Annotated in this window: 14 protein-coding genes and 7 pseudogenes; 7 read left to right on the top strand and 14 right to left on the bottom strand. The window is 59.4% G+C overall.

The window, feature by feature from the left end:
• Positions 1-5: 5 nt before the first annotated feature.
• The 9 genes and pseudogenes from tolR to ruvA form a co-directional block, all read right to left on the bottom strand.
• Complete coding sequence (gene tolR, locus ACF2JD_RS16640) at positions 6-452, bottom strand: protein TolR (protein WP_042064656.1); 447 nt, start codon at positions 450-452, stop codon at positions 6-8.
• Complete coding sequence (tolQ, locus tag ACF2JD_RS16635; protein WP_025325802.1) at positions 453-1,142, bottom strand: protein TolQ; 690 nt, start codon at positions 1,140-1,142, stop codon at positions 453-455. It lies immediately after the preceding gene.
• The gene (gene ybgC / locus ACF2JD_RS16630; protein WP_005331541.1) at positions 1,132-1,539 is read right to left on the bottom strand and encodes a tol-pal system-associated acyl-CoA thioesterase; all 408 of its coding nucleotides are present in this window, start codon (positions 1,537-1,539) and stop codon (positions 1,132-1,134) included. Before ybgC ends, tolQ begins: the two co-directional genes overlap by 11 nt.
• A 208-nt stretch (positions 1,540-1,747) precedes the next feature.
• Positions 1,748-2,059, bottom strand: coding sequence for a cyd operon YbgE family protein (locus ACF2JD_RS16625; RefSeq protein WP_111913291.1), 312 nt, complete (start codon positions 2,057-2,059; stop codon positions 1,748-1,750).
• Positions 2,046-2,162 carry a cytochrome bd-I oxidase subunit CydX gene (gene cydX, locus ACF2JD_RS16620; RefSeq protein WP_005331536.1) on the bottom strand — a complete coding sequence of 39 codons (117 nt, stop codon included), beginning with the start codon at positions 2,160-2,162 and terminating at the stop codon, positions 2,046-2,048. Before cydX ends, ACF2JD_RS16625 begins: the two co-directional genes overlap by 14 nt.
• Before the next feature lie 14 nt (positions 2,163-2,176).
• Positions 2,177-3,314, bottom strand: a pseudogene (cydB, locus tag ACF2JD_RS16615) (cytochrome d ubiquinol oxidase subunit II).
• 12 nt (positions 3,315-3,326) lie between these two features.
• Positions 3,327-4,883 carry a cytochrome ubiquinol oxidase subunit I gene (cydA, locus tag ACF2JD_RS16610; RefSeq protein ID WP_111913293.1) on the bottom strand — a complete coding sequence of 519 codons (1,557 nt, stop codon included), beginning with the start codon at positions 4,881-4,883 and terminating at the stop codon, positions 3,327-3,329.
• Positions 4,884-5,821: 938 nt separating this feature from the next.
• Positions 5,822-6,832: a Holliday junction branch migration DNA helicase RuvB gene (gene ruvB, locus ACF2JD_RS16605; RefSeq protein ID WP_043128861.1), complete on the bottom strand. Its 1,011-nt coding sequence runs from the start codon at positions 6,830-6,832 to the stop codon at positions 5,822-5,824.
• A 75-nt stretch (positions 6,833-6,907) separates the two neighbouring features.
• Entirely contained in the window at positions 6,908-7,522 is a 615-nt protein-coding gene (ruvA, locus tag ACF2JD_RS16600) for a Holliday junction branch migration protein RuvA (protein WP_043128860.1), read from the bottom strand.
• A 258-nt stretch (positions 7,523-7,780) separates the two neighbouring features.
• Here ruvA and ACF2JD_RS16595 point away from each other — a divergent pair, with 258 nt between their 5' ends.
• The 3 genes and pseudogenes from ACF2JD_RS16595 to ACF2JD_RS16585 form a co-directional block, all read left to right on the top strand.
• On the top strand, positions 7,781-9,505 hold the full coding sequence (locus ACF2JD_RS16595) for a proline--tRNA ligase (RefSeq protein ID WP_440987811.1): 1,725 nt from the start codon (positions 7,781-7,783) through the stop codon (positions 9,503-9,505).
• Positions 9,506-9,700: 195 nt separating this feature from the next.
• Entirely contained in the window at positions 9,701-10,330 is a 630-nt protein-coding gene (locus ACF2JD_RS16590; RefSeq protein WP_163147374.1) for a 3'-5' exonuclease, read from the top strand.
• 282 nt (positions 10,331-10,612) lie between these two features.
• Positions 10,613-10,732 (top strand): annotated as a pseudogene (locus ACF2JD_RS16585) (His/Gly/Thr/Pro-type tRNA ligase C-terminal domain-containing protein); the annotation flags it as partial.
• Between the two features lie 90 nt (positions 10,733-10,822).
• On the opposite strand, the gene ACF2JD_RS16580 reads toward ACF2JD_RS16585, so the two are convergent.
• The 3 genes and pseudogenes from ACF2JD_RS16580 to ACF2JD_RS16570 form a co-directional block, all read right to left on the bottom strand.
• Complete coding sequence (locus tag ACF2JD_RS16580) at positions 10,823-11,503, bottom strand: SDR family NAD(P)-dependent oxidoreductase (protein WP_440987810.1); 681 nt, start codon at positions 11,501-11,503, stop codon at positions 10,823-10,825.
• Between the two features lie 66 nt (positions 11,504-11,569).
• Positions 11,570-12,198 (bottom strand): annotated as a pseudogene (locus tag ACF2JD_RS16575) (TIGR04219 family outer membrane beta-barrel protein).
• A 92-nt stretch (positions 12,199-12,290) separates the two neighbouring features.
• Positions 12,291-12,731 carry a copper chaperone PCu(A)C gene (locus ACF2JD_RS16570; protein WP_139744022.1) on the bottom strand — a complete coding sequence of 147 codons (441 nt, stop codon included), beginning with the start codon at positions 12,729-12,731 and terminating at the stop codon, positions 12,291-12,293.
• Between the two features lie 89 nt (positions 12,732-12,820).
• Between ACF2JD_RS16570 and ACF2JD_RS16565 the strand changes: the two are divergent.
• Positions 12,821-13,567, top strand: a pseudogene (locus ACF2JD_RS16565) (enoyl-CoA hydratase-related protein).
• 11 nt (positions 13,568-13,578) lie between these two features.
• Here ACF2JD_RS16565 and ACF2JD_RS16560 read toward each other — a convergent pair.
• Positions 13,579-14,008, bottom strand: a pseudogene (locus ACF2JD_RS16560) (DUF2753 family protein).
• Positions 14,009-14,284: 276 nt separating this feature from the next.
• Between ACF2JD_RS16560 and ACF2JD_RS16555 the strand changes: the two are divergent.
• Positions 14,285-14,958, top strand: a pseudogene (locus tag ACF2JD_RS16555) (CatB-related O-acetyltransferase).
• An 82-nt stretch (positions 14,959-15,040) separates the two neighbouring features.
• Here the strand turns inward: ACF2JD_RS16555 and ACF2JD_RS16550 are convergent.
• Positions 15,041-15,752: pseudogene (locus ACF2JD_RS16550) on the bottom strand (ParB-like protein).
• Between the two features lie 181 nt (positions 15,753-15,933).
• Here ACF2JD_RS16550 and ACF2JD_RS16545 point away from each other — a divergent pair.
• Positions 15,934-17,538 (top strand): ABC transporter substrate-binding protein, encoded by a 1,605-nt coding sequence (locus tag ACF2JD_RS16545; protein ID WP_440987809.1) that lies wholly within the window; start codon positions 15,934-15,936, stop codon positions 17,536-17,538.
• A gap of 104 nt (positions 17,539-17,642) precedes the next feature.
• A complete protein-coding gene (locus tag ACF2JD_RS16540; RefSeq protein WP_440987808.1) occupies positions 17,643-17,942 on the top strand; it encodes a hypothetical protein in 300 nt (99 codons plus the stop codon).
• The last annotated feature ends 78 nt before the right edge of the window (positions 17,943-18,020 follow it).

The raw sequence follows: 18,020 nt of genomic DNA, 5'->3' as shown, positions 1-18,020 counted from the left end.
CTCCGTCAGTTCACCGGATCCGTCATCAGGCCAACCTGAGGCACACCGGCTTTCTTGAGGGCCACCATCAGCAGGATCACCTCTTCGTAACGCACGGACTTGTCACCCGCCACCACCACGGGAGCGTTCTGGTTGATGGCCAGATAACCCATGGCCTTCTCGGTGATGTATTGCTGCATCGCCTCGGGCGTGCCAGTTGGCACTGGCTCGTCATCCGCCTCACCGGCCTTGATGACGTACTCACCCTCGGTGTTGACGCTGACGATGAAGGGGGGCTTGGCGTCTTCGGGCAACTGCTCGGACTCGGCCTGGGGCAGGTCCACCTTGACCCCTTGCGTGATCACTGGCGTCACCGCCATGAAGATGATGAGCAGCACCAGCATGACGTCGATATAGGGCACCACGTTGATCTCGGCGACCTTCTTGCGCCGGATCCGCTGATAGGTTTGCATTTACTTGTCACCCTGCTGCTGTGCAATCTGACGGTTCAGTATGGTGGTGAACTCGTCCATGAAGTTGGCGTAGGCGTTCTCCAGCTTCTCTACCTTGTTGGTGAATCTGTTATAGAAAATAACCGCGGGAATGGCCGCGAACAGACCCATGGCGGTGGCGATCAGCGCCTCCGCGATGCCCGGTGCCACCATCTGCAGGGTCGCCTGCTGCACCTGGCCCAGTGCGATAAAGGCGTTCATGATGCCCCATACGGTACCAAACAGGCCGATATAGGGGCTGATGGAGCCGACGGTCGCCAGCACTGGCAGGTTGGATTCCAGCTCGTCCACCGCACGGGACAGCGAGACACGCATGGCGCGATAGGTACCGTCCATCACCGCATCCTGGCCACGGGCACCGGCCTTGAGCAGGCGGGCATACTCCTTGAAGCCGGAATAGAAGATATCTTCCATGCCTTCGATATCATCGCGGCGGGAAGAGGACTCCTGATAGAGACGGTTGAGGTCGACGCCGGACCAGAATCTGTCTTCAAACTGCTCCGAGGCGAGGTTGGCCGCCTTGATGACCTTGGAACGCTGGATGATCAGCGCCCAGGAGACGACCGACATGCCCATCAGGGTCATCATGACCAGTTTCACCAGCAGACTGGCTTGCCAGAACAGACCAATAAACGAAATTTCAGCGTGCACTTAACAGCACTCCCTTGATTTTTTCAGGTATTGCAACAGGTTTCATTTGCGGATGACTGACACAGGCAATCTGTACCATGGCCTGGGTGATCAGTCGTCCATCAGCCGCCAGGATCTGCTGTGAAAAGCGCATGGAAGCACGTTTCACTTCAGTCACTTGCGTCAATACGGTCAGCAGTTCATTGAAGCGGGCCGCGGAGCGGAAATCGATCTCGGTGCGACTCACCACGAAGGCGATCCCCGCCTGCAACAGGACATCTTGCTCGATGTCGCCGGCGCGCAGGAACTCGGTGCGAGCCCGTTCCATAAACTTGAGATAATTGGCGTTGTAGACGATGCCTCCGGCATCTGTGTCTTCGTAGTAGACACGTACCGGAAACTCAGAGACTTCCCCCATAAAAATCTGTGATCCATTCGACAGTCAGATGGGGGGCTATCATAGCGCAGGGCTGAATAGGAAAGAAGCAGGGGGAGACAGGGAAATCCCATCTCCCCCTGTTTTTTATGGCAGGCAATAACGGCCGATCCGCCGGGGGCAAAACCACGGCCGCACTGCGGGGTACAAAAGCAGAGGGAGGCAGAAAATGTCTGGCCTCCCTCGGTGTTTATGGCAGGTAATAACCGCTGGTCAGCCAGAGCCCGTACAACAGGCTTGGCAAGGCGAGCCAGGGGAAAAACAGCAGGCGGCCAACCAGGCTGCGGGGGTGGAACCCCAGTCCATGCATGACGCCGCAGCAGACCGCCCACATCAGCCAGGGGGCCAGCCAGAGACCGTGGTCACTGGTGTTGGCGGCCACCAGATTCGGTGCCTGCAAGATGGCGACGCCCAGCAGGGCCGCCGCCAGCAACATCAGACCTTGCCATGGCTGGCGCTCCAGGGGAGCGGCCAGCCGGGCAAGCCTGTCACTTGTCTTCATCGATCTGACGATCCAGGTTCTCGGTGTGCTCCAGCCAGAGCGCATTGATGATCCCAAACGCACAGGCCAGCAACAGCCCCAGGATCCAGGTGAAATACCACATATCAGGGCACCTTCTTAGTAGAGCGATTGTTGGTTGTCTTCGATGTGCTTGTTACTCACCCGGCCAAACATCTTGATGTAGGTCCAGATGGTGTAAGCCAGCACTGTCGGTACGAAGACGACTGCGACTACCGTCATCACCTTGAGGGTGTTGAAGGAGGCGGTGGCATCCCACATGGTCAGGCTCTGGGACGGCTCCAGGCTGGAGGGCATCACGAACGGGAACATGGAGAAGCCCGCGGTCAGTATGATGCCGGCAATGGCCAGGGAGGAGAACAGGAACGCCATCCAGCCCTTGCCCAGCTTGGCCGCAAGCGCGGTCAGCAGGCTCATCACCAGACCCAGCACGGGGGCGGCAATCATCCAGGGGTAGAGGTTGTAGTTCTGCATCCAAGCACCGGCCTGCACCACCACTTCCTTGTGAAGCGGGTTGGTGACGGCGTCGGTGGCGACGGTGCCCACGATCACATAGCCATCCATGCCGCTCACCCAGACTCCGGCCAGGGCAAACAGCACCAGGGTCAGCAGGGGAGAAGATCATGGCGGCGGTACGGGAGCGGGCCAGCACTTCACCTTCGGTCTTCATCATCAGCCAGGCAGCGCCCTGGGTCACTATCATGAACAGGCTCACCAGACCGGCCAGCAGGCCGAACGGGTTGAGCAGGCCGAAGAAGTTGCCGTGGTAGGTCAGCATCAGGAACTGGTTGAAGCTGAACGGTACCCCTTGCAGCAGGTTGCCGAAGGCCACCCCGAAGATGACGGGGGGAATGGCACTACCGGCGAACAGCGCCCAGTCCCAGCTGGTGCGCCACTGGGCGCCTTCCTGCAGGGAGCGGTACTTGAAGCCGACCGGACGGAAGAAGAGCGCCATCAGGGTCAGGATCATGGCGATGTAGAAGCCGGAGAAGGCCGCCGCATAGACCATGGGCCAGGCCGCGAACAGGGCACCGCCCGCGGTGACCAGCCAGACCTGGTTGCCTTCCCAGTGCGGCCCCATGGTGTTGAGCATCACCCGACGCTCCACATCCTTCTTGCCGACGAAGGGGAGCAGGGCACCGACCCCCATATCGAAACCGTCGGTGATGGCGAAGCCGATCAGCAGCACGCCGACCAAGACCCACCAGACCAGACGCAACATTTCGTAATCAAACATGGGTTACTCTCCTTATGCCTTGCTCTGTTCGAAGTGGTACTTGCCCGTCTTCAGGCTGCTTGGGCCCAGACGCGCATACTTGAACATCAGGTACATCTCGATGATCAGCAGTACGGTGTAGAACAGGCAGATCCCGATCAGGGAGAACCAGATCTCGGACGCAGGGATATTGGATGCGGAGACTGAGGTCGGCAGCATCTCGGCTATGGTCCAGGGTTGGCGACCGTACTCGGCGACAAACCAGCCCGCCTCGATGGCGATCCAGGGCAGCGGGATGCCGTACAGCAGCGCCTTGAGCAACCACTTGCGCTCACCGATCTTGTGGCGAGTGCTGTCATAGAAGGCCAGACCGATCAGCACCAGCATCAACATGCCGCAGGCAACCATGATGCGGAAGGCGAAGAACAGCGGCAGCACCTGCGGGATGGAGTCATCCACGGCGGCCTTGATCTGATCGTCGGTCGCGTCGGTCACGTTGGCGGTGTAACGCTTGAGCAGCAGACCGTAGCCCAGATCCTGCTTCACTTCGTCGAAGCGAGCGCGGGTCTCGTCTGACTTGTCGCCAGATTGCAGCTTGGTCAGCAGATCGTAGGCGGTCATGCCGCTGCGCACGCGCACTTCATGCTCGCTCTTCAGATCCTTGAGACCGGTCACCTGACCGTCCAGGGAACGGGTCGCTATGATGCCGAGGGCATAAGGGATCTTGATGGCGTAGTCGGTGCGCATCTCTTCCTGGTTCGGAATGCCGAACAGGGTGAAGGATGCGGGAGCCGGCTCTGTGTTCCACTCGGCCTCGATGGCCGCCAGTTTCACCTTCTGCACTTCCCCGGTCTCGTAGCCTGACTCGTCACCCAGCACCAGCACGGAGAGGATGGAGGCCATGCCGAACGCGGCCGCGATGGCGAAGGAGCGACGGGCGAAGGCCACATCACGATTCTTCAGCAGGTAGTAGGAGGAGATGCCCAGCACGAACATGGCGCCCGTGGTGTAGCCCGCCGCCACTGTGTGGACGAACTTGACCTGAGCAACCGGGTTGAACACCAGATCGGCGAAACTCACCATCTCCATCCGCATGGATTCGAAGTTGAATTCGGCACCGACCGGGTTCTGCATCCAGCCGTTGGCGACCAGGATCCAGAGGGCGGAGAGGTTGGTCCCAAGAGCCATCAGCCAGGTTGCCGCCAGATGCTGGCGCTTGGTGAGGCGATCCCAACCGAAGAAGAACATGCCGACGAAGGTGGACTCCAGGAAGAAGGCCATCAAGCCTTCGATGGCCAGCGGGGCCCCGAAGATATCGCCGACATAGTGGGAGTAGTAAGCCCAGTTGGTACCGAACTGAAACTCCATGGTGAGCCCGGTGGTAACCCCAAGGGCGAAGTTGATACCAAACAACTTGCCCCAGAACTTGGTCATGTCCCGGTACACTGTGTTGTTGGTCATCACATAGACAGACTCCATGATCGCCAGAATGAAGGCCATTCCCAGCGTCAGGGGTACAAACAGGAAGTGATAAAGGGCCGTCGCAGCGAATTGGAACCGCGATAGGTCTACCACATGCTCAGCAATCATGATGTTTCCTCACCGATTATTGGCACGGCTATTTTAAGTTTTAAGGACAAAGCTTCCATTGGAAGTCCCCGAATGGTCGATCACCCCTCGCGGACTGACCGGATTCGACTGCCACCACATTAACAACAAGGCAATATAGAGGAACAAAAAAAGCTAATGTTTAACATCTGGTAAACATTAACTGCAGTTCTATTCTCGCCTATAATGATGGCTGTTTTATATCATCTTTATTTGATTGAAATCAATGTAAACCCATCATCAATACATGCCTTTTCAAGGCAACTTACAAGCCGTTCCCCATTAATTTTGGGAGCTTGCTCACAAAAAACATTAAACCGTAAATACTTGATTTAAATCAATTTTAACTCTCGTAAAAATAGTTTCAATTCTGTTAATCAAATAGACGAGATGAGCAGGTTCGCCCTTATCCATCCGGTATTTCAAGAATGATGCAGGCCATCATGAAATCAATTTAAAACCAGCAAAAACACATGTTTATGCGGATTGGCCCGCCTCGCAAAATCATTAATTTATCTAATCCGAAACACATAGATTTTCTTGTTTGTCCGGCCCGGCAAGAGCTCCTACAATGCGCCTCGCAGTGAGGGCACACCTCTGGATACAGGCCGGTCATTCCGGGTTCCCGGTACGTATTCGATGAACATTTCGAACCTGTTTGTTGGGATTAATGATGAAAAAGTTTGTTGCCAAGACCATCCGTTACTACAAGCTTTCGTTCGTTCAACTCTATCAAATGAACCGACTCTGAGGCCTCGCGACGGCTCCTTTGTGTTTTCCCGACCGGTCTGCAGACGCACTCACTGTCTGTGAACATCCATCCTGAATTGTCTTTGCCCACCGCATCCGCCGTGGGCTTTTTTTTGCCCGGACAATAAAAAACCGCCCTTGGGGGCGGTTTATCGTTCAAAAGGCTGCTTTTACTGCTCATCTGGCCGTTGCAGGCCAAAGTGCGCATAAGCTCTCGGTGTCGCGATCCGCCCTCTGGGTGTACGTTGCAGATAGCCTTGCTGGATCAGATAAGGCTCCAGCACGTCTTCTATGGTGTCCTTCTCTTCCCCTATGGCGGCGGCCAGGTTGTCGAGACCCACGGGCCCCCCCATAAACTTGTCGATGACGGCCAACAATAGCTTGCGGTCCATGAAGTCGAACCCTTCGTTGTCCACATCCAGCATGTCCATGGCACGGGCCGCTATGGGTCCATCAATGCGGCCATCGGATTTCACCTGGGCGAAATCCCGCACCCGTCTTAACAGACGGTTAGCAATCCGCGGGGTCCCCCGGGAGCGGCGAGCCACCTCCAGCGCACCGTCTCCCGACATGTCGAGCCCGAGGCAGCGGGCGCTGCGGGAGACGATGTCGGTGAGATCCTTGACGTTGTAGAACTCGAGACGTTGGACTATCCCGAAACGGTCACGCAGGGGGCTGGTCAGGGAGCCGGCCCGGGTGGTGGCCCCGATCAGGGTGAAGGGAGGCAGATCGAGCTTGATGGAGCGGGCGGCAGGCCCCTCTCCTATCATGATGTCGAGCTGGTAATCCTCCATGGCCGGATAGAGCACCTCCTCCACCACAGGGCTGAGGCGGTGGATCTCGTCGATGAAGAGCACATCGTTCGGTTCGAGGTTGGTGAGCAGCGCGGCGAGATCCCCCGCCTTCTCCAGCACGGGGCCCGAGGTGGTCTTGATGTTGACCCCCATCTCGTTGGCCACTATGTTGGCCAGCGTGGTCTTGCCGAGCCCGGGCGGGCCGAAGATCAGCAGATGATCGAGGGCCTCCCCGCGCTGGCGGGCGGCCTCGATGAAGATCTCCATCTGGTCGCAGACATGATCCTGCCCGGTGTAATCCGCCAGCTTCCTGGGCCGGATGGCCCTGTCGATGACCTCGTCCTCGCGGGCGGCACCGGCCGAGATGAGACGATCAGCTTCAATCATGCACTACCTCACGCTCTGCATCCCCGCGGTCACAGTAGAGTGACCCGGGATGGTCCGCTTGCTTCATTGTCATCCTCACACCAGGCTGCGCAGGGATTCACGGATGATGGCTTCCACCGACATGCCCTCGCTGGCCACCTTGGCCACGATCTGGCTCGCCTGCTGCGGCTTGTAACCGAGCGCCACCAGGGCGCTGGCTGCCTCTTCACTGGCATCGGGGGCGCGCAGCTGGCTCTCCTGGGCGGGCAGGCTGATGGCGGCAGGGGAGAAGAGATCGTGGCTGACCCAACCCTTGAGGCGGTCCTTCATCTCCACCACCAACCGCTCGGCGGTCTTCTTGCCCACGCCGGGCAGCTTGACCAGAGAACTTATCTCCTCGCGCTCGACGCTCATCACGAACTGGGTGGCCGTCATGCCGGAGAGGATGGCCAACGCCAGTTTGGGGCCGACCCCGTTGGTCTTGATCAGCTCGCGAAACAGCGCCCGCTCCTGCTTGTGGTTGAAGCCATAGAGCAGCTGGGCATCTTCGCGCACCACGAAGTGGGTGTGAATGACAGCTTCCTTCCCAAGCTCGGGCAGATCATAGAAGCAGCTCATGGGCATGTGCACTTCATAACCCAGGCCCCCCACTTCGATCAGCACCTCAGGGGGTTGTTTCTCGATGATGACGCCTCTCAAGCGACCGATCATGTTCTCTTCCTCGCCACGCAGACTCTTGCAAATTGGGTCATAGCATAAAGAATAACTGGATAAGTATCCAGCATAGGGCTTGCCCCGCGATCTACCGCTCACCCTCCCCAGCCCGTGGGCCGAGGCCCGCGCCAACGCGGCTCCTTCCCCTCTGCCTGACTGAATTTAGCCCTTGGGCCACGGGGCTCGGCCTGTTAAAATTCCGCACTTGAAATTTTCCAGGGCCCAGCGGCCCGTCTCACGTTAAGGTTCATCGCGATGCGTACCAGCCAATATCTGCTTTCCACTCTCAAGGAAACCCCCTCCGACGCTGAAGTCATCAGCCACCAGCTGATGCTGCGCGCCGGGATGATCCGTAAACTGGCCTCCGGCATGTACGCCTGGCTGCCAACCGGTCTGCGGGTACTGAAAAAGATCGAGAACATTGTTCGCGAAGAGATGAACAATGCTGGTGCCATCGAAGTCTCCATGCCGGTGGTGCAACCCGCCGAGCTGTGGCAGGAGTCCGGCCGCTGGGATGACTACGGTCCCGAGCTGTGCCGCCTGACCGACCGCCACAACCGCCCCTTCGTGCTGGGCCCGACCCACGAAGAGGTGATCACCGCCCTGGTCCGTTACGAAGTGAACAGCTACAAGCAGCTGCCGCTCAACCTCTACCAGATCCAGACCAAGTTCCGTGACGAGGTGCGTCCCCGTTTCGGCGTGATGCGCGGCCGCGAGTTCCTGATGAAGGATGCCTACTCCTTCCACATCGACAAGGCCTCGCTGATCGAGACCTACGAGAAGATGCACGCCGCCTACTGCGCCGCCTTCACCCGCATGGGGCTGAACTTCCGTCCGGTGCAGGCCGATACCGGCTCCATCGGCGGTACTGGCTCCCACGAATTCCAGGTGCTGGCCGAGAGCGGTGAAGACTTGATCGCCTTCTCCGATACATCAGACTACGCCGCCAACATAGAGATGGCCGAAGCCCTGGCACCGGCTGGCGAGCGCGCTGCTGCCACTGCCGCCCTGACCAAGGTCTCCACCCCGGCCGTCCACACCATAGATGAAGTGGCCGCCTTCCTGAACGTGGCGCCGACCGCCATCGCCAAGACCCTGCTGGTACTGGCGGAAGCGGACGAGCACGGCAAGCAGGCCGTCATCGCCCTGGTACTGCGTGGCGACCACGAGCTGAACGAGATCAAGGCCGAGAAGCTCCCTGGCGTGGCTAACCCGCTGACCTTCGCCAATGACGAGCAGATCAAGGCTGCCGCCGGTTGCGATGCAGGTTCCATAGGCCCGGTCGGCTTTGCCGGTCGCATCATAGTCGATCGCAGCGCCGCCCATCTCGCCGATTTTGTCTGCGGCGCCAACGAGACCGGCTTCCACCTGACCGGTGCCAACTGGGATCGCGACATCGCCACTTATGACGTTGCCGACCTGCGCAACGTGGTGGAAGGCGACCCCAGCCCCTGCGGTCAGGGCAAGCTGCTGCTCAAGCGCGGTATCGAAGTGGGCCACATCTTCCAGCTGGGTACCAAGTACTCCGAAGCCATGAAGGCCAGCGTGCTGAACGAGGGCGGCAAGTCCGTCACCATGGAGATGGGTTGCTACGGCATAGGTGTGTCCCGTCTGGTGGCCGCCGCCATCGAGCAGAACAACGACCAGTACGGCATCATCTGGCCGGAAGCCATAGCCCCGTTCGAAGTGGCCATAGTGCCGATGAACATGCACAAGTCCGAGCGCGTCGCAGAGCAGGCGCAGCAGTTCTACACCGAGCTGAAAGCCGCCGGTGTGGACGTCTTGTTCGACGACCGTAAAGAGCGCCCGGGCGTGATGTTCGCCGACATGGAGCTGATCGGTATCCCGCACGCCATCGTCATCGGCGACCGGGGTCTGGACAACGGCGTGGTGGAGTACAAGTGCCGCCGCACCGGCGAGAAGCAGGAAGTGGCCATCGGCGACATCATCGCCATGCTCAAGGCCAAGCTGGGTCGCTAATAGCGCCTGCTAATTCTGCTTTTCGTTTTCGATAAAAAGGCCCCGGGTGTGAATTGCACTCGGGGCTTTTTATATGTTGCCTGTCTCTGCTGTTCATCACAAAAGCAAGGGTCCAGCAGCATCTCGATATTGCGCTGTACATGAAGTAGCAGATTTTCTAGACTGACGTTCTTTATCCAGATTGCCCGAGAGATTATGTCCACTGCCTTAGCCAATACCGTCGTCGTGCTCGATTTTGAGACTACCGGACTCTCACCAGGACAAGGTGATAGAGCGATCGAAATTGGCGCCGTCCGGATTGAAAACGGCCACATCAGTGAACGTTTTTCGGCGTTGATGAATCCTGGCTTTAACGTAAGCAGCTTTATTGAGCAATATACCGGGATCAGCAATACCATGCTGAAACAGGCGCCACCTTGCGGCGAGGTGATGGCGGACTTCGTCGAGTTTATCGGTAATGATAATCTGGTTGCCCATAATGCCTCCTTCGACAAGCGCTTTCTGGATGCTGAAATAGAGCGACTGTCGGCGCACTATCCTGGGCAGTTCGCATGCTCCTTGCTGCTGTCGAGACGGTTATTCCCCGAGGCGCCGAACCATAAGTTGGCTACCTTGGTGCAATACCAGAATTTACCCAATGACGGGGTATTTCACCGCGCCTTGGCCGATGCCGAAGTGACGGCGCATCTGTGGCTCGCTCTGTTAAAGGAATTAGAGTGCCGGCATGGCATTTTCAACCCTGATTTTGAATTGCTGCTAACCCTTGGTAAAAAATCAAAGCATGCAGTTCAGTCTTTCCTGCAGGGATATGCGACTAAAAAATAAGTCGCCCAGGTACGATTAACCCCACCAGAATTTAAATATGATTCCGCATGGGGCTGGATATACATTCATTATATTATAAATATTAAACGCTGGAGTGGAAAGTTGCGATAACGCATTATAAAAACAGGTGCTTTTGTCATTTCACTCTAAACGTTTATTTTTACACTTTGATAATGCCAACCTTAATTAATACATTGCATTGTCGGCCTTAAAATATATCAATCATTCCCACATCCAATTGCACAACATATTACCCATATCCCGCTGGCGATGCCCCAGAGCATCGGCGACCGGGGTCTGGACAACGGCGTGGTGGAATACAAGTGCCGCCGCACCTGCGAGAAGCAGGAAGTCGCGATCAAAGAGATTATCGCCATGCTCAAGGCCAAGCTGGGCTGTTAATTCCGCCCCCTTGCCTGAATAGAAAAGCGCGCCATTTGGCGCGCTTTTTGTTTCTGTGTGCTGACGATGGCAACCGGATGGCGGGTTGCCTCAGGCGTTGCGACCGATAAAGAGATCGGTCACGTGGCAGCTGCTTCTCGCTTCCAGTGCATCCAGCATGTAGGCCGCCGCGTCTTCCGGGGTCATGAAGCTGCTCGGGTCCACATGATCCGAGTTGTCCCAGAATTCGCTGCGGATCCCGCTCGGGTAGAGGTTCACCAGCCGCAGGGGCGAGCCCTTGAGCTCGGCCCGCAGAGACTCCAGAAAGCCGCGCATCCCCCATTTGGAGGCGCAGTAGAGGCTCTCGTTGGCCTTGCCGGTCTGGGCCGCGGAGGAGAGCACATTGGCCAGCACCCCGCCGTGTTCGCCGATGAGGCGCACCGTCTGCTGGGCCACCAGTATGGTGGAGACGAGATTGCTCTCCACCACCCGGCGCACCTGCTCGGCGGTGTAGACACCGACAGGACCGAATTCCCCGACGCCGGCACAGTGGATCACAAGGGAAGGCAAGCCGCCCCAGGCCACGGCGGCACCGAAGGCCATCTCCACCTCTTCGTGGTGGGCCAGATCGGCGGCGATGCCGACCACGGCGCTGCCGAGGCGCTGCTCCTGCTCCTGCAACTTGTGATAACGGCGCCCCATCATGGAGACTCTATGACCGCGCTCAACCAGTCCGATTGTCAGAGCGCGCCCAAGGCCGGAGCCCGCGCCAGTCACTATGATATGGCTCATTATCTCTCCTCCCTCACCCTTGCCCGTCAAACACGCCCGGGTGGCTCATCGCCACCCTTCGTCAGATTAGAAGGTGAATTCGCCACCGATGAACCAGCCGTCAATGGTCTGGTCGACGCGGTCGAAGTCCATCTCGGCTTCACGCCAGCCGGCACGGATCTTGAGCGGCACTGTGGAGAACTTGTAGGAACCACCCAGGCGGTAGTCATAGTTGTCGGCATCCTGCACCCGCAGATCACCAAAGGCGGCAAAGCCGGTACCCGGGATGCGCACTTCACCACCGGTGTAGGCCATCAGCACATCCTTGTCGTAGGAGTAGTGCTGGGTGTTGAAGTCGCCATCGTAGCGACGACCGGTCAGACCCAGATCGAGCTGGAACAGGTCGTTGTTCATCAGGCGGTAGTAGAGGCTCAGATCATAGGCCAGCAGATCGTTGCTGAAGGAACCGCCGCTGGTGCTGAAATCGGACATCTCGAACTTGGCGTTCGGCAGCAGGAAGATGCCGTGTTCCAGTTGCAGGTAGCCGCTCCAGTTGTAGTTGTCGTCGTAGCTGCCATCGGCACCGACGCCGCTGACCTGGCCGCCCCCCTGGGAGTTCCACATATCGGCACCCGCCGCGAAACGCCAGTCATCGGCGGCCATGGCTGCATGGCTGAACAGGGAATCAGGGTGCCGGCAATCAGGGTCTTCTTCATTACATAGCTCCATTATGGACTGGAAAGACCATCATTTTACCCGGTGAGCAAGGAATACCTAGAGTAAAAAGCTGAACAAGCGTCCATTAATGTCAGTGCTGCATGCCCTTCATCGGCTCGACCGGCTTCACCGGCAGGCTCAGGCTCAGGGTTTGACCATCGTCCAGGGTCAAGGTCAGGGGGAAGGGCTTGTCCTCTGAGAGATCCCCCACCTCGAACAGCATGATGTGGAGGCTGCCGGGTTTGAGGACAGCTTCCCCCCTGGCCGGGATTTCGATGCTCTCCACCTGGCGCATCTTCATGACGCCGTTCTCGTGCAGATGGGTGTGCAGCTCGGCACGGCCCGCGTCAGGAGAGGCTGCCGCAGTCAGGGTCACAGGTTTGTCCGCGTCATTCTTGAGCACCATGAAGGCCGCCGTGTTGGGCGACCCCGGGGGGAGCAGGCGCACATAACCGTCGACGGCCTCGACCTTGGCCAGTGCGGGAGCAGCCAGGAGCAGGGCCAGGCTGGAATAAAACGCACGTTTAAACATGGTTGAAATCCTTTTATGATGTTGTTAAACGAAGCAAAGCTTACCCCTGTGGCAAGCTTTTGGCAGCCCCCGAACACAAGGATTCAGACATGGCCCTCACAATTCTGGCCGAGCAGCAGGATGGCTTGCTCCTCCTGACCCTCAACCGGCCGGACAAGCGCAATGCCCTCAACACCGAGATGTACCGTGCAACTGGTGGCGGCCTGCGAGAAGCGGCGGCCGATGAGGAGGTGCATGTCCTGTTCATGCAAGGGCAGCAGGAGTGCTTCACCGCGGGCAATGATCTCGCGGACTTCATGGGCAAGAGCAGTCTGGAAGCGGATGACCCCATCTTGCAGTTCCTCCACACCCTGGCCGACTTCCCCAAGCCGGTGATCGCCGCCGTGGGCGGCCCGGCGGTGGGCATAGGCACCACACTGCTGCTGCACTGCGATCTGGTCTATCTGGGGGAGAACGCCCGGCTGCAACTGCCCTTCGTCGAGCTGGGGCTGGTGCCGGAGTTTGCCTCAAGCCTCTTGCTGCCGCGCCTGGTGGGGCACCTCAAGGCGGCCGAGCTGTTGCTGCTGGCCGAGGCCATGGATGCCGAAGAGGCACTGCGGCTGGGGCTGGCCAACAAGGTGGTGGCGGCCGCATGGGTGCTCCCCTTTGCCCGCGAGCAGGGGCTGAAGCTGGCGGCCAAGGCCCAAGGCGCTGCAAAAGAGCAAGGCGCTGCTGAAACAGGAGCTCAAACAGGCGGTGCACTTTTGTCATCGATCTGGAGGCGCGCGCCTTCGCCCAGGCACTGCAAGGGGAAGAGGCGCAAAGCGCATCGCCCAAAACTCAAACGGCGGGGCTGAGCTGCCGCCTGTCAGTTGAGACGAAAACGGCCGATCAGTTCGCAGCCCTGCACCTTGTCCTGCAACTGGATCAGCCGGGCTATGTCGGGATTGGGGTGGCGCTTGAGGAAGGCGAGCAGGGCACCGCGACAGCAACCCAGCTCGCTGATCAGCGCCTCGCACTCCCTGTTCGGGCATTGGGGCACCAGCGCCGTCACCAGCTCGGAGGCGAGCTTGAGGTAGCGCAGCTCGTAGGCGGGCTCCTCCATGGCGCGCCAGAAATCGGCCAGCCGGTGACAGGTGGCGACCCGCATGCTGGCCAGCTCGGTCAACTCACCTGGGTCAGTTCATATACCTCGGCCCAGGGCCTGCTGATAGAGGCAGATGGCCGGTGCCCAGCGAACCGGCCTGCCAGGCACGCTCCGCCTCCAGCATGTAACGCTGCCAACTTTGCGGTGTCATCTCGCTCTCCCAGCCGATGGGGGAGTGTTATCATGGCTAATTGAGAATAAATATCAACCAGAGGGTTTGTGCAGGTTCTTCCCGCTTCCTTGGCAAACCCCTCCCCATCCTTACCATCGCGCCCTTCCCCTTCAGGACCCGAGCACCCCATGCAATGCGACCCCGTCTCCCCAGATGCTGGGCTGCTCCCTGCTCTGCGTGCCCCGCCTGCTGGTCTGGATCTATTAGCTGCGCTCACCGCGCACCAACCCTATCCATTCAACGAGGAACATAGCCATGAACATCTGCCAACATTGGTCGCAGGTCGAGTACCTGCACCTGACGGTGACCAATCCCAACATCTGCCTCAAGGGGCGACACAGCTACTACTCGGGTGCCTGGGACGGCCCCTTCGAAGAGGAAGCCGTGCGCTACCTGCACGGTGACAGCTGGAGCCGCTCAGCCGACACCGGCTGGGACCCCATCTGGCACATAGACAGGCTCCATCTCGGCGACTACGTGCAGATAGCCGCCGGGGTGAAGATCATCATGGGGGGCAACCACACCCACAACACCGACTTCATCAGCACCTATCCGTTCGCCGAGGTGGCGGCGCTCAAGCGCAGCTATAGACCCGCGGGCGATACCCGCATCGGCAATGACGTCTGGATCGGCATGGAAGCCATGATAATGCCGGGCGTCACCATAGGGGATGGCGCCATCATAGCCGCCCGGGCACTGGTCAATCAGGATGTGCCGCCCTATGCCATGGTGGCGGGTACCCCGGCCAGGGTGGTGCGGATGCGCTTTGGCGACGATGATATTGCCCGGCTGCTGGCCCTCGCCTGGTGGGATTGGCCGATGAACAGGTCAACGCCCTGTTGCCGCTGATCCAGCAGGGTGAAGTGACCCTGCTTGAACAGGCCGCCGCGCTGGCAGCAGGCGCCATGAGTGCCAACCATCATAACTAACAGAGCTGACAGCAGAAGGGCGACCCCGGGGTCGCCCTCTTTTATCTTCGGCATGTTTTGGATGCCGTCATCGCTCATCCGGTCACTGCGCCGTTTTCGACTGATTGAGGTTGCACTGCTTGCCGGGATAACCGGGCAGAGTCACTGGCCTTGCTGCCGCAGGCCAGCCGTTTGGCCTGTTGCAGGCGATCCGCCAGATTGGCGCTGTCCACCGGCATCCACTGCATCTGCTTGCCGAGCCAGCTGGCCCAGGCGAACTCGACGAAATAGACCTGCTCCTGTTCTTGCTGAAGTAGCCCGCATCCTGCAGCAGGCCGGCCAGGGTGCGGTAGGGATAATCAGGCAGCTTGTCGATGCGGGTCGGCAACTGCTCCGGGGTCAGCGGCTGCCCCTTCTCATCCTTGAGCCAGGCCCAGTGGTTGTTCTGCATCTGGCTCCAGAAATTGTCTTTATCCTGCAAGCGACCGATCACCTTGACCCGCACCTGCTTGACCCCTGTTGCCACAGCGCCTTGGTCAGATGGTGCCTGTCCACCAGCCAGTAGCCGCCATCCGGCGCAATCACTACAGGGATCTCTTTCTTTTTCATCAACTTGTCGAGCTGCTTTGCGCTCATGCCCGCCAGCTCGGCCTGGGTCTCATCGACCTGGATCTGGCCGACGCCCCCCTGGGTCGGATGCAAGGCATCGATGCCACCTCGCACCAGCTGCCAACCTGCCGTCTCGCTCTGGCACGGGGCCAAGGCCCAGGCCCCCTGGCTTATGGCCAGCGCCAGCAGGATAACCATGCTTTCATCGTTTGATACTCCTTGCCACGAATGGCGGGTCACCCGCATGCCCCCGTATCCCCGACCGGGGTTGAGAGCCAAATGCTGGCGGCCAGACCAGTAAAACGGGATATCATGATTCCCCATCTGTCGGCGACATTTTATCGCCGAGTTTTCTCCCCGCTTCACACTATTTGAAGGATCCGACCCATGAAAGGATGGAGCCCCTTGCTGGCCCTGCTGGGCTGCGCCGCTGTTCAGGCTGCCGATATTCCCGCCGGAACACAACTCGCCGCCGAACAACTTGTCGTTCGCCATCTCAAGGATGAACCCGCAAGCCTGAGCCCACTCAAGCTGGTCGGCCTGCCGGAGTTGCAGGTACTGCGGGATCTGTTCGAGGGGCTGTTGACCCAGGGGCCGGATGGCAAACCGGTTGCCGGGGTGGCCGCCAGCTGGGACAACAAGGGCAACAAGTTCTTTACCTTCCATCTGCGCCCGGATGCGCGCTGGTCCAACGGCGATCCGGTCAAGGCCGCTGACTTCGTCTACGGCTGGCGCAAGCTGGTCGATCCGAAAGAGGCCGCGACCTTCGCCTGGTTTGCCCAGTTGGCCCGCTTCGACAAGGTGGACGAGATAGTGGCTGGCAAATTGCCTGCCAGCGAGCTGGGGGTCAAGGCCCTCGATGACCACACCCTGCAGGTAACCCTCTCCCAGCCGGTGCCCTACTTTCTGAGCCTGCTGAGCCACCCCAGTCTGTCGCCGCTGCATCGGGCCAGCATGGAGCAATATGGCAACCAGTGGACCCAGCCGGGCAAGCTGGTCGGCAACGGTGCCTTCGTCCTGAGCCACAGGGTGGTGAACGAGAAGCTGGAGCTGACCCCGAATCCCTATTACTGGGATCGCGCCCATACGGTGCTGACCCGAGTCACCTTCGTCCCCATCAATCAGGAGAGTGCCGCCACCAACCGCTATCTGGCGGGGGATCTGCACATCACCGAATCCTTCCCCAAGGAGCAGTACCACAAGCTGATGAAGCAGATCCCGGGGGAGGTTTATACCCCGGAGCAGCTCGGCACCTATTACTACGCCTTCAACACCCAGCGGGCTCCCCTGAACGACGTGCGGGTGCGTCAGGCGCTCTCCTACACCATCGATCGGGCGCTCATCGCCGACAAGGTGCTGGGCACGGGTGAAAAACCCGCCTACCACTTCACCCCGGATGTGACCGCAGGCTTCGTCCCCAAGCCCAACCTGCTCTCCACCAGCAGCCAGCAGGCACTGGACGAGAAGGCCAGGACGCTGCTGACAGAGGCGGGCTATGGCCCAGGCAACCCCCTCAAGCTCACCCTGCTCTACAACACGGCTGAAATTCACAAGAAGATGGCGCTGGCCATCGCCAACCTGTGGAAGCAGAAGCTGGGGGCCCGGGTCGAGCTCACCAATCAGGAGTGGAAAACCTACCTCGACAGCCGCCAGAGCGGCCAGTTCGAGGTGATCCGCTCCTCCTGGGTCGCCGATTACAACGACCCTTCCGCCTTCCTCGGTCTGTGGGGAACCCACCACAGCGGCAACATGGCCCGCTTCGCCAACCCCGGCTACGACGCCCTGCTGACCCGGGCGGCCAGCAGCCAGGATCCCGCCGAGCGGGCACGCCTGTTCGACGAGGCCGAGACCATATTGCAGGAGGAGGCGCCCATCGCCCCCATCTACCAGTACACCAACGCCCGTCTGATCAAGCCCTGGCTCAAGGGCTATCCCATCAACAACCCGGAAGACGTGGCCTACAGCCGCCAGCTCTACCTGGTCAAACACTGATCCCACGGGGGCCAGCCCGGCTGGCCCCCTCTTCGCACTGTACCCATTCAAGTTCCCGGCATAAAATGCCGCCTCTCTTCGTCCATCAGTCCGTTAGATACCCTATGCGTTTTCTGCTCCTGCTTGCCCTGTTGTTTGCCCTCCCCGCCAAGGCCGCCGATGAAAGCCAATGCCGCCAGGCCTTCCTCGAATGGATGCTGAGCCAGCAGAAGCAGTTCAGCGATCGCAAGGCCAGCAAGATGGAGCGGCGCAACGCCGAGCGAGCCATCGATCAGGCCCGTGACGAGTTCGCCAAGCAGGAGAGCTTCTGCCAGGCCATGGCCTGGGTCTCCCGCGATCAGAGCCAGGATCCCCGCTTCAAGCCCCGGACGGGGGAGATCCACGACTTCACCCCCCGCAGTTGAGCCCGCCCTGAAGTCGCCCTTCATCTACTACTTTTTTCAGTCGTCATAGTGTTGATTTATTGACCCAAGCCAAGATGG

It is taken from the genome of Aeromonas ichthyocola (assembly GCF_046087985.1).
GTDB lineage: Bacteria > Pseudomonadota > Gammaproteobacteria > Enterobacterales > Aeromonadaceae > Aeromonas > Aeromonas rivipollensis.
Note: the sequence above shows the minus strand (reverse complement) of the source record. Positions and strands in the feature narration are given on the sequence as shown.

Bases quoted from the DNA above. Each gene is read 5' to 3' on its own strand.
- ACF2JD_RS16540 (WP_440987808.1), top strand. From the start codon at position 17,643: ATGCGTTTTCTGCTCCTGCTTGCCCTGTTGTTTGCCCTCCCCGCCAAG.
- ACF2JD_RS16595 (WP_440987811.1), top strand. From the start codon at position 7,781: ATGCGTACCAGCCAATATCTGCTTTCCACTCTCAAGGAAACCCCCTCC.
- tolR (WP_042064656.1), bottom strand. From the start codon at position 452: ATGCAAACCTATCAGCGGATCCGGCGCAAGAAGGTCGCCGAGATCAAC.
- ACF2JD_RS16590 (WP_163147374.1), top strand. From the start codon at position 9,701: ATGTCCACTGCCTTAGCCAATACCGTCGTCGTGCTCGATTTTGAGACT.
- cydA (WP_111913293.1), bottom strand. From the start codon at position 4,883: ATGATTGCTGAGCATGTGGTAGACCTATCGCGGTTCCAATTCGCTGCG.
- ACF2JD_RS16570 (WP_139744022.1), bottom strand. From the start codon at position 12,731: ATGTTTAAACGTGCGTTTTATTCCAGCCTGGCCCTGCTCCTGGCTGCT.
- ACF2JD_RS16545 (WP_440987809.1), top strand. From the start codon at position 15,934: ATGAAAGGATGGAGCCCCTTGCTGGCCCTGCTGGGCTGCGCCGCTGTT.
- ACF2JD_RS16625 (WP_111913291.1), bottom strand. From the start codon at position 2,059: ATGAAGACAAGTGACAGGCTTGCCCGGCTGGCCGCTCCCCTGGAGCGC.
- ybgC (WP_005331541.1), bottom strand. From the start codon at position 1,539: ATGGGGGAAGTCTCTGAGTTTCCGGTACGTGTCTACTACGAAGACACA.
- cydX (WP_005331536.1), bottom strand. From the start codon at position 2,162: ATGTGGTATTTCACCTGGATCCTGGGGCTGTTGCTGGCCTGTGCGTTT.
- ACF2JD_RS16580 (WP_440987810.1), bottom strand. From the start codon at position 11,503: ATGAGCCATATCATAGTGACTGGCGCGGGCTCCGGCCTTGGGCGCGCT.
- ruvB (WP_043128861.1), bottom strand. From the start codon at position 6,832: ATGATTGAAGCTGATCGTCTCATCTCGGCCGGTGCCGCCCGCGAGGAC.
- ruvA (WP_043128860.1), bottom strand. From the start codon at position 7,522: ATGATCGGTCGCTTGAGAGGCGTCATCATCGAGAAACAACCCCCTGAG.